5 protein-coding genes are annotated in these 9007 nt (G+C 71.8%); 2 read left to right on the top strand and 3 right to left on the bottom strand.

Going from position 1 to position 9007, the window contains the following annotated elements; all coding sequences use genetic code 11:
- Positions 1–139: 139 nt before the first annotated feature.
- A complete protein-coding gene (locus tag VIU94_RS39820; protein ID WP_331919722.1) occupies positions 140–1300 on the top strand; it encodes a glycosyltransferase 87 family protein in 1161 nt (386 codons plus the stop codon).
- A 136-nt stretch (positions 1301–1436) separates the two neighbouring features.
- Here VIU94_RS39820 and VIU94_RS39815 read toward each other — a convergent pair whose 3' ends face one another.
- Entirely contained in the window at positions 1437–6395 is a 4959-nt protein-coding gene (locus tag VIU94_RS39815) for an NAD-glutamate dehydrogenase (RefSeq protein ID WP_331919720.1), read from the bottom strand.
- A gap of 403 nt (positions 6396–6798) precedes the next feature.
- On the opposite strand from VIU94_RS39815, the gene VIU94_RS39810 reads away from it, so the two are divergent.
- Positions 6799–7356: a DJ-1/PfpI family protein gene (locus VIU94_RS39810; RefSeq protein ID WP_331919718.1), complete on the top strand. Its 558-nt coding sequence runs from the start codon at positions 6799–6801 to the stop codon at positions 7354–7356.
- 121 nt (positions 7357–7477) lie between these two features.
- Here VIU94_RS39810 and VIU94_RS39805 read toward each other — a convergent pair whose 3' ends face one another.
- Together VIU94_RS39805 and VIU94_RS39800 are read right to left on the bottom strand one after the other, a co-directional pair.
- Entirely contained in the window at positions 7478–8131 is a 654-nt protein-coding gene (locus tag VIU94_RS39805) for an HAD family hydrolase (protein WP_331919716.1), read from the bottom strand.
- Positions 8132–8172: 41 nt separating this feature from the next.
- Complete coding sequence (locus VIU94_RS39800) at positions 8173–8679, bottom strand: DUF6912 family protein (protein ID WP_331919714.1); 507 nt, start codon at positions 8677–8679, stop codon at positions 8173–8175.
- Positions 8680–9007: the final 328 nt, after the last annotated feature.

The raw sequence follows: 9007 nt of genomic DNA, 5'->3' as shown, positions 1-9007 counted from the left end.
CGGCCGGCGGGCCGGGCCCGCCGCCGCAGCCGGCCCCGTCACCCGTACGGCCGCCCCGCCGCCCACCCTCACCCGCTCCCCCTTCGACTCGGAGACCTTCACCTCCGCGTCCTACGTCACCGTCACCCACGCCCCGAGCATGGCGCTCGCCGCCGTCTGGGTCTTCACCCGGCTCGGCATGCTCGTCCTCCTGTGGCGCGACAGCCTCGGCATCGGCGGCGTCGGCCGCGAGGTGTACGCGCTCTACCGGCACTGGTACGACCTGCTCGCGCACGGCACGTTCCCGCCCGACGACGCCACCTGGCAGTACCCGCCCGGCGCGGGCCTCGTCATCGGCGCCCCCGCCGCGCTGCCCTGGCTCACGTACTTCCAGGCCTTCGTCGCCCTCGCGCTGCTGGCCGACGCGGTCGTCACCCTCGCGCTCGCCGTCGCCGACAGCGACCGCGTCACCCACGGCGCCTGGCTCTGGGTCTGCGGCCTGCCGCTGCTGCTGCACCTCCCGCTGGCCCGGTACGACGTCCAGGTCACCGCCCTCGCCGTACTGGCCCTGCTCGCGGTCCGCTCCCGGCCCGCGCTCGGCGGCGCGCTCGCCGGTCTCGGCGCACTGGTCAAGGTCTGGCCGGCGCTCACCCTGATCGGCACGCCCCGGGGCCGGACCACCCGGGAGGCCTGGCTGGCCGCCGCCACCACCGCGGCCGCGCTGCTCCTCACCCTCGCCGTCATGTTCACGCACTCCCTGGACTTCCTGCGCCAGCAGGGCGCCCGGGGCGTCCAGATCGAGTCGCTCGGCGGCACCGCCCTGGCGCTGGCCCGCGCCGCCGGCGTCTGGCCGGGCCAGGTCGTGTACCGCTACGGCGCGTTCGAGTACGTCGGCCCGTACGCGTCCTCCGTCGGGTGGCTCGCGCTGCTGCTCACCGTGGCCGCCTGCTGCTGGCTGCTCGCGTGGCGACTGAAGGCCCGCCGCTGGACCGCCGCCACGCCCCTGGACGCCGCCTTCGCCGCCGTGCTCCTGTTCACCCTCACCAGCCGGGTGATCAGCCCCCAGTACATGATCTGGCTGCTCGGCCTCGCCGCCGTCTGCCTGACCTCGCGGGAGACGGTGATGCGCCCGGCGGCGCTGCTGCTCCTGCCCGCGGCGGCACTGAGCGGGCTCGCGTACCCCGTCCTGTACGAGGACGTCCTCGCCGGAACCCCGGTCGGCCTGGCGGTCATGACGGCCCGCAACGCGCTGCTGCTCGCGGCGGGACTGCTGGCCTGCCGCCGCCTGTGGACGGCGTCGGTCCACGAACCTCGGGAATGAACCTCGGGGACGAACCGCGGGAATGAACCTCGGGAATGAACCTCGGGGACGAACCTCGGGAATGACGGAGGCGCCCCCGCCGGAATCCGGCAGGGGCGCCCCGAATCAGACCCGAGTCACCCCCGGGTCAGCAGGCTCAGGCGTGCGCCCGCAGCAGCGTCCGCATCGTCCGCATCGCCACCGACAGGTTCGCCAGGTCGAAGGCGTCCGACCCCTGGATCTCCTCCAGGGTGGTCTTCGCGCGGCCCAGGATCGGCGCGTTCTTGGTCTCCCACGCCTTGAACCGCTCCTCCGGCGTCGAGGTCCCGTTGCCCGCCGCCAGCACGTCCGCGGTGAGCGCGGCGTGCGCGGCGAACAGGTCCTCGCGGATGGAGGCGCGGGCCATCGACTGCCACCGGTCGCTGCGCGGCAGCTCGATGATCCGGTCCATCAGGTCCGTGATCCGCAGCCGGTCGGCCAGGTCGTAGTAGACCTCGGCGACCGCCAGCGGGTCCTTGTCCGTCCGGTCCGCGATGGCCACGACGTCGAGCGTCGGGAAGGCGGACGAGAAGCCCGCGACCCGCAGGGCCAGCTCCTCCGGCACGCCCAGCCCCGTCAGCTCGTCGAGGATCGACTGGTACCACTCCAGGTCCGCGCCGCGCAGCAGCTGCGGCAGCTTCGCCCAGACCTGCTCCACCCGGTCGGAGAAGAACTCGATCGTCTCGGCCAGCTGCAGCGGCTGCGGCCGGTTGCCCAGCAGCCAGCGCGTGCCGCGCTCGACGAGCCGCCGCGAGTGCAGCCGCATCCGGGTCTGCACATCGGCCGGCACCTTGTTGTCGAGCGCCTCGACCGCGTCCCAGACCTCGCCGAGCCGGAAGATGGCGCGGGCGGCGGTCTGCGCGCGGACGATCTCCTCGATCGACGCGCCGGTCTCCTCGCGGAGACGGTGCAGGAAGGTCGAGCCGCCGGCGTTGACGGTGTCGTTGACCAGGACCGTGGTGACGATCTCGCGGCGCAGCGGGTGGCCGTCGACCGCCTCCGGGAACTTCTCGCGCAGCTGCGTCGGGAAGTACGCGTGCAGCAGCCCGCGCAGGTACGGGTCGTCCGGCAGGTCCGTGCCGATCAGCTCGTCCGCCACCGTGATCTTGGTGTAGGCGAGCAGCACGGCCAGCTCCGGCTGGCTCAGGCCGCGGCCGCCGCCCAGCAGCTCGCGGATCTGCCGGTCGTTGGGCAGGAACTCAAGGGCCCGGTCCAGGTCCCCGTCGCGGCCGAGCCGGCGCATGTAGCGCTGGTGGGCGTGGAGCAGGGACGGCGACTGGGCGACGGCGTTGGCCAGCGCCACGTTCTGCGCGTAGTTGTTGCGCAGCACGAGCGCGCCGACCTCGTCGGTCATCTCGGCGAGGATCTTGTTGCGCTGCTTGACGGTCATGTCGCCCTCGGCGACGAGCCCGTTGAGCAGGATCTTGATGTTGACCTCGTGGTCGGAGGTGTCGACGCCGGCGCTGTTGTCGATCGCGTCGGTGTTGACCTTGCCGCCCTGGCCCTCGGGGCCGCCGGTCCGGGCGAACTCGATGCGGCCCAGCTGGGTCGCGCCGAGGTTGCCGCCCTCGCCGATGACCTGGGCGCGCACGTCCTGGCCGTCGACGCGGATGGCGTCGTTGGCCTTGTCGCCGACGTCCGCGTTCGACTCGGCGGAGGACTTCACGTACGTGCCGATGCCGCCGTTCCACAGCAGGTCGACCGGCGCGTGCAGGATGGCCTTCATCAGCTCGGCCGGGGTCATCTTGGCGACCCCGTCCTCGATGCCGAGGGCCGCCCGCAGGTGCGCGTTGACCGGGATCGACTTGGCGGTACGCGGGTGGATGCCGCCGCCCGCGGACAGCAGCTCGGTGTTGTAGTCGGCCCAGGAGCTGCGCGGCAGCTCGAAGAGGCGGCGGCGCTCGGCGTACGAGCTGGCCGCCTCCGGGTTCGGGTCGATGAAGATGTGGCGGTGGTCGAAGGCCGCGACCAGCCGGATGTGCTCGGAGAGCAGCATGCCGTTGCCGAACACGTCGCCGGACATGTCGCCGACGCCGACGACCGTGAAGTCCTCGGTCTGGGTGTCGTGGCCCAGCTCGCGGAAGTGCCGCTTGACGGACTCCCAGGCGCCGCGGGCGGTGATGCCCATGCCCTTGTGGTCGTAGCCTGCCGAGCCGCCGGAGGCGAACGCGTCGCCGAGCCAGAAGCCGTACTCCTCGGCGACGCCGTTGGCGATGTCGGAGAAGGTGGCGGTGCCCTTGTCGGCGGCGACGACGAGGTACGTGTCGTCCTCGTCGTGGCGGACCACGTCGGCCGGCGGCACGACCTCGCCGGCGACCAGGTTGTCGGTGATGTCGAGCAGCGCCGAGATGAAGGTCTTGTACGAGGCGATGCCCTCGGCCAGCCAGGCGTCCCGGTCCACGGACGGGTCCGGGAGCTGCTTGGCGACGAAGCCGCCCTTGGCGCCGACCGGCACGATGACGGTGTTCTTCACCATCTGCGCCTTGACCAGGCCGAGGATCTCGGTACGGAAGTCCTCGCGGCGGTCGGACCAGCGCAGACCACCGCGGGCGACCTTGCCGAAGCGCAGGTGCACGCCCTCGACGCGCGGCGAGTACACCCAGATCTCGAACGCCGGGCGGGGCGCCGGCAGGTCCGGGATGGCCTGCGGGTCGAACTTCATCGACACGTAGGAGTGCGGCTTGCCGTCGGCGCTCTTCTGGAAGAAGTTCGTCCGGAGGGTCGCCTTGATGACGGTGAGGAAGGAGCGGAGGATCCGGTCCTCGTCCAGGGAGGCGACCTGGTCCAGGGCGCCGTCCAGCTCCTCCATCAGGCCGTCGATCAGCTCGGTGCCGGCGCGCTGGCGCTCCGGGGCCATCCGAGCCTCGAACAGGGAGACCAGCAGCCGGGTGGTGTGGACGTTGTTGCGGAGGGTGTCCTCCATGTAGTCCTGGCTGAAGGTCGAGCCGGCCTGGCGCAGGTACTTGGCGTAGGCGCGCAGCACCATCGCCTGCCGCCAGTTCAGCCCGGCGGACAGCACCAGCGCGTTGAAGCCGTCGTTCTCGGCCTCGCCGGTCCAGGTGGCGGAGAACGCCTCCTGGAACCGCTCGCGGGCGTCGTCGCCCAGGTAGTCGCCGCCGTTGCCGGTGGCCGCGGGCATCCGCAGACCGAAGTCGTACACCCAGGCGGTCGACCGGTCGGAGCAGCGCAGCTCGTACGGGCGCTCGTCGACGACCTCCACGCCGAGCCGGTTCAGGACCGGCAGCACGGCGGAGAGGGACACCTGCGGGCCGGCCTTGTAGATCTTGAAGCGGCGCTCGCCCGGGGCGCTGCCGACGGGCTCGTACAGCGAGAGCGCGAAGTCCTTGCCGCTGCCCTTGAGCTGCTCCAGGTGGACCAGGTCGGCGACGGCGGCGCGCGGCGAGTGGTCGGCCTTGTAGCCCTCGGGGAAGGCGTTGGCGTAGCGGCGCAGCAGCTCGGCGGCGCGCTCCTCGCCGCACTCGGCGTTGAGCGCCTCGCCGAAGCCGTCGGCCCAGGAGCGGGCGGCCTCGACGAGCCGGGCCTCGATGCGCTCCTTGTCGGCGTCGGAGAGCTGCGGCAGCTCGGTGCCGGGCGCGACGCGGACGACGAAGTGCAGCCGGGACAGGATCGACTCGGTGTTCCAGGCGGTGAAGTCGACGCTGGTGCCGCCGAGCTCCTCCATCAGGATGCCGGTCAGGCGCTCGCGGACGGTGGTGTTGAACCGGTCGCGCGGCAGGTAGACCAGCGCGGAGTAGTAGCGGCCGTACTCGTCCTGGCGCAGGTACAGCCGCAGCCGGCGGCGTTCCTGCAGGTAGAGGACTGAGGTGACGATCTCGCGCAGCTCGTCCGGCGGGGTCTGGAAGAGCTCGTCGCGCGGGTAGGTCTCCAGGATCTGGAGCAGGTCGCGGCCGTCGTGGCTGTTGGGCGAGAAGCCCGCGCCCTCGAGCACCTCGTTGACCTTGCGGCTGACGACCGGGACGCGGCGGACGGACTCGGTGTACGCGGCCGAGGAGAACAGGCCCAGGAAGCGGCGCTCCCCGATGACGTTGCCCTGCTCGTCGAACTTCTTCACGCCGACGTAGTCGAGGTACGAGGGCCGGTGCACGGTGGCCCGGCTGTTCGCCTTCGTCAGGACCAGCAGCTTGTGCTCGCGCGCCTTGGCGCGGGCGTCGGCGGGCAGCCGGCTGAAGGACGGCGAGACCGGGTGGGCGTGGTGGTCCTCGCCGGAGTGGTGCGGGTCGGAGCGCAGGATGCCCAGGCCGGTGCCCGGGACGGCCGCCAGGGCGTCGCCGTTGACCAGCTCGTACTCGCGGTAGCCGAGGAAGGTGAAGTGGTCGGCGGCGAGCCAGCGCAGCAGCTCGCGAGCCTCCTCGACCTCGGTCGGGCGCAGGTCGTCGGCGGTCGGCTCGTCGGGGAGGTTCTCGGCGATGCGCAGCGCGGCCTCGCGCATCTTGTCCCAGTCCTCGACGGTCTCGCGGACGTCGGACAGGACGCGCAGCAGGTCGGTGGTGATCTGCTTGAGGTCGGCGCGGTCGGTCTCGCGGTCGATCTCGACGTGGATCCACGACTCGGTGAGCGCGTCGTGCGGCAGGTCGGTCCGCGGCTCGGAGGTGAGCACCTCGATGAGCTTGCCGGTGACGTCACGGCGGACGACGACCTGCGGGTGGATCACGACGTGGATGCCGCGGCCCTGGCGGGAGAGCTCGTTGGTGACCGAGTCGACCAGGAACGGCATGTCGTCGGTGACGACCTCGACGACCGAGTGGCTGGAGGTCCAGCCGTTCTCCTCGACCGTGGGGGTGTGCACCCGGACGTTCGCGGTGCCCTGGGGACGGTTCTCGGCGAGCCGGAAGTGCGAGAGCGCGGCGCCGTAGACGTCCACCGGGTCGCGGTCCTGAAGGTCCTCGGGGGCGGTGTGCAGGTAGTAGCGCTGGATGTACTCGAACAGGGTGTCCCGGTCCGGGCGCTCCCCGCCCTCCGGGCCCGTCGGAAGTCGCCCCCCGACCGGGCTGTTCTCAGCTACCCGGGCAGCCCGTGTGAGCAGCTCGGCCTTTGCTTCGTCCAGCTTGGTCTGCATGTCCTCTGGCTCCTGTCGCGCGCCGTTGCGTGACGTCTGTGGAAGAAATGGCGCAACGCCACGACGCGGGGTGTCCGGTCGTAGTCGACGTTATGCCGGGATGAGAGATGCACGGACCCTTGTCGGCCATTTTCGGCGAGGGGCCCGAGCGGAGAAGTTCAGCGGTCGCCCTGCTCGCCCGGGCGCTGTCGCGCACCGGGCGCGGGCCGGGGGCTTCGCTGCCCCCTCGGCGTATCGCGCTGATCACGGGAAAAGCCTATCGCTCCGGACCCGGGGGCCGTCATGGTCCGTATGTGTACAAAAGCTGGGGTGGAAGTTTGACGTTCTGGACAGCGACACATGTCCTCTTGGCAAAGTGCGGCGACCCGGGCACGGTGGGTCACCGAGACCTTGGAGGCGTCATATGACACCGAAGATCCTGATCGTGACGGGGGACGCGGCGGAGTCGCTGGAAGTCCTCTACCCGTACCAGCGGCTCCAGGAGGAGGGGTACGAGGTCCACATCGCGGCGCCGGCGCGCAAGCAGCTGCGGTTCGTGGTGCACGATTTCGAGCCGGGCTACGACACGTACACGGAGAAGCCCGGCTACACCTGGCCGGCCGACCTGGCGTTCTCCGAGGTGGCCCCCGCAGACTACGTCGCCCTGGTGATCCCGGGCGGCCGCGCCCCGGAGTACCTCCGCAACGACCCGGAACTCCGCAAGATCCTCAAGTCCTTCTTCGACGCGGACAAGCCAGTGGCCCAGATCTGCCACGGCCCGCTCCTGACAGCGGCGATCGGCAGCCTGGAGGGCCGCCGGGTCACGTCGTACCCGGCCCTGGAACTGGACATGCAGGCCGCGGGCGCGACCTTCCAGGACGCAGAAGCCGTGGTCGACGGCACCCTGGTCTCCTCAAGAGCCTGGCCCGACCACCCAACCTGGATGCGAGAGTTCCTGAAGATCCTGCGAGAGAAGGCCTGACTCCCCACAGGGGGGTTGTGGGCAATCGTTCCGCAGTGGGGGTCCCCCTGGACGAAGTCCTTGGGGAAGGAACGGGTGGGCACAACCCCCCACGGAGCCGCACCCGGGCCGCTCCCCCGCCCTAGGCCAGCTCGTCCGCGACGGCGACCGCCTCCGCCAAGGAGTCGACGACCGGCACACCGACCCGCGCAAGCGAGGCCCGGCTGTGCGACCCGCCGGTGAAGAGCACCGCCTTCGCCCCCACATGCGCCGCCGCCACCGCGTCATCCGCCGCGTCGCCGATGACGACGACCCGGTCCGGGGACACCACAGACCCCAGCGCCCGCAGGTGCCGCACCATGTGCTCCGCCTTGCCCGCAGTAGACGCGTCCAGCCGCCCGTCCACCCGGACGAACCGCTCCTCGATGCCGTGCCGCCGCACGATCGGTATCAGCCGGTCGTGCGGGGCGAGGGACAGCAGCGACTGCGTCCGCCCCGCCGCCTGCCGCTCCGCGAGCAGCTCCGCCGCCCCGGCCGTCAGCCCGCACGCCTCCGCCCGCGCCCAGTAGTGCGTGTGGAAGGCGTCGTCCATGACGACCCACTCCTCGTCCGTCGGCAGCCGCCCCATCAGCCGCTCGTAGAACTTCGGCACCGGCACCGTGTACAGCTCGCGGTACCGCTCCAGCGTGATCGGTTCGAGGCCGAGCTCCTCGAAGGCCGCGTTCGTCGCCCCGATGACCGCGTGGATGTCGTCGAGCAGTGTGCCGTTCCAGTCCCAGACCAGGTGCTTCCCCATGCCGAGAACGGTACCGGGCGACTCCGACAGCCCGGTTTCCGTCAGGCGAGCAGCCCGGGAATCTCCTGCACCCCGAACCACAGCAGCTCGTGGTCCTCCGCGCCGTCCACGATGAACTGCGCGTCGTCGTCGCCCTGGTCCGCCGCGCCCAGCGCGCCCGCCGCCGCGGTCACGTCGGCCTCCGCGTCGTCCGCGTCCGCGTGTACCGCCGCCGCCTTCGCCAGCCGTACGGGCCCGGCGACGCGGACCTCGCCGAGCGAGCCGGCGTCGAGCCCGCGGTCGGGGTCGACGGTCGCGTCCTTGTCCGCCACGTCCACCGCGACGACCACCCGGCGGCGCGCGGCCGCCGGGTCCCCGGCCAGCATCCGCAGCGACGCGGCCGCGGCCCGGTTGAGCGCGGCGTACTCCAGCTCCTCGATGTCGTCGGAGACGTACCACTCGCGCAGCGCGGGGGTGACGGCGTAGGCGGTCAGGGGGCCGGGACCCAGCTCGCCCGCCTTGTGCGCCTGTGCGAGACCGGGGAGGGTCAGGGGGACGTACACGCGCATGGCTGGCCGCTTTCGTAGTCGGAAACGCCCTCAGGATACGTGCGAAGGTCCCCCTTCGGGGCTCCGCGGGCCGCTCGGGGCCCGTCCACCGGGAGGCGCGCGCTCACCCGCCTTTCCTGCCCGCCGGGACGCCCGCCGCACGCCCGCCTCACCCTGATAGGTGAATCCTCCGGCCGCCCGCGCGGGCCGCTCCGCGCCTTGCGACGCTTCCGGGCCCGCCCGTACAAGATCCCCAACAGAAGTTACCGCCCGGTACAAGCGCAGGTCGGCGACCACCGGGCACGACGGATCGGGGACCCCCATGACCGGCACCGCCCGCACCACACGC

It is taken from the genome of Streptomyces sp. (genome assembly GCF_036566765.1).
GTDB lineage: Bacteria > Actinomycetota > Actinomycetes > Streptomycetales > Streptomycetaceae > Streptomyces.
Note: the sequence above shows the minus strand (reverse complement) of the source record. Positions and strands in the feature narration are given on the sequence as shown.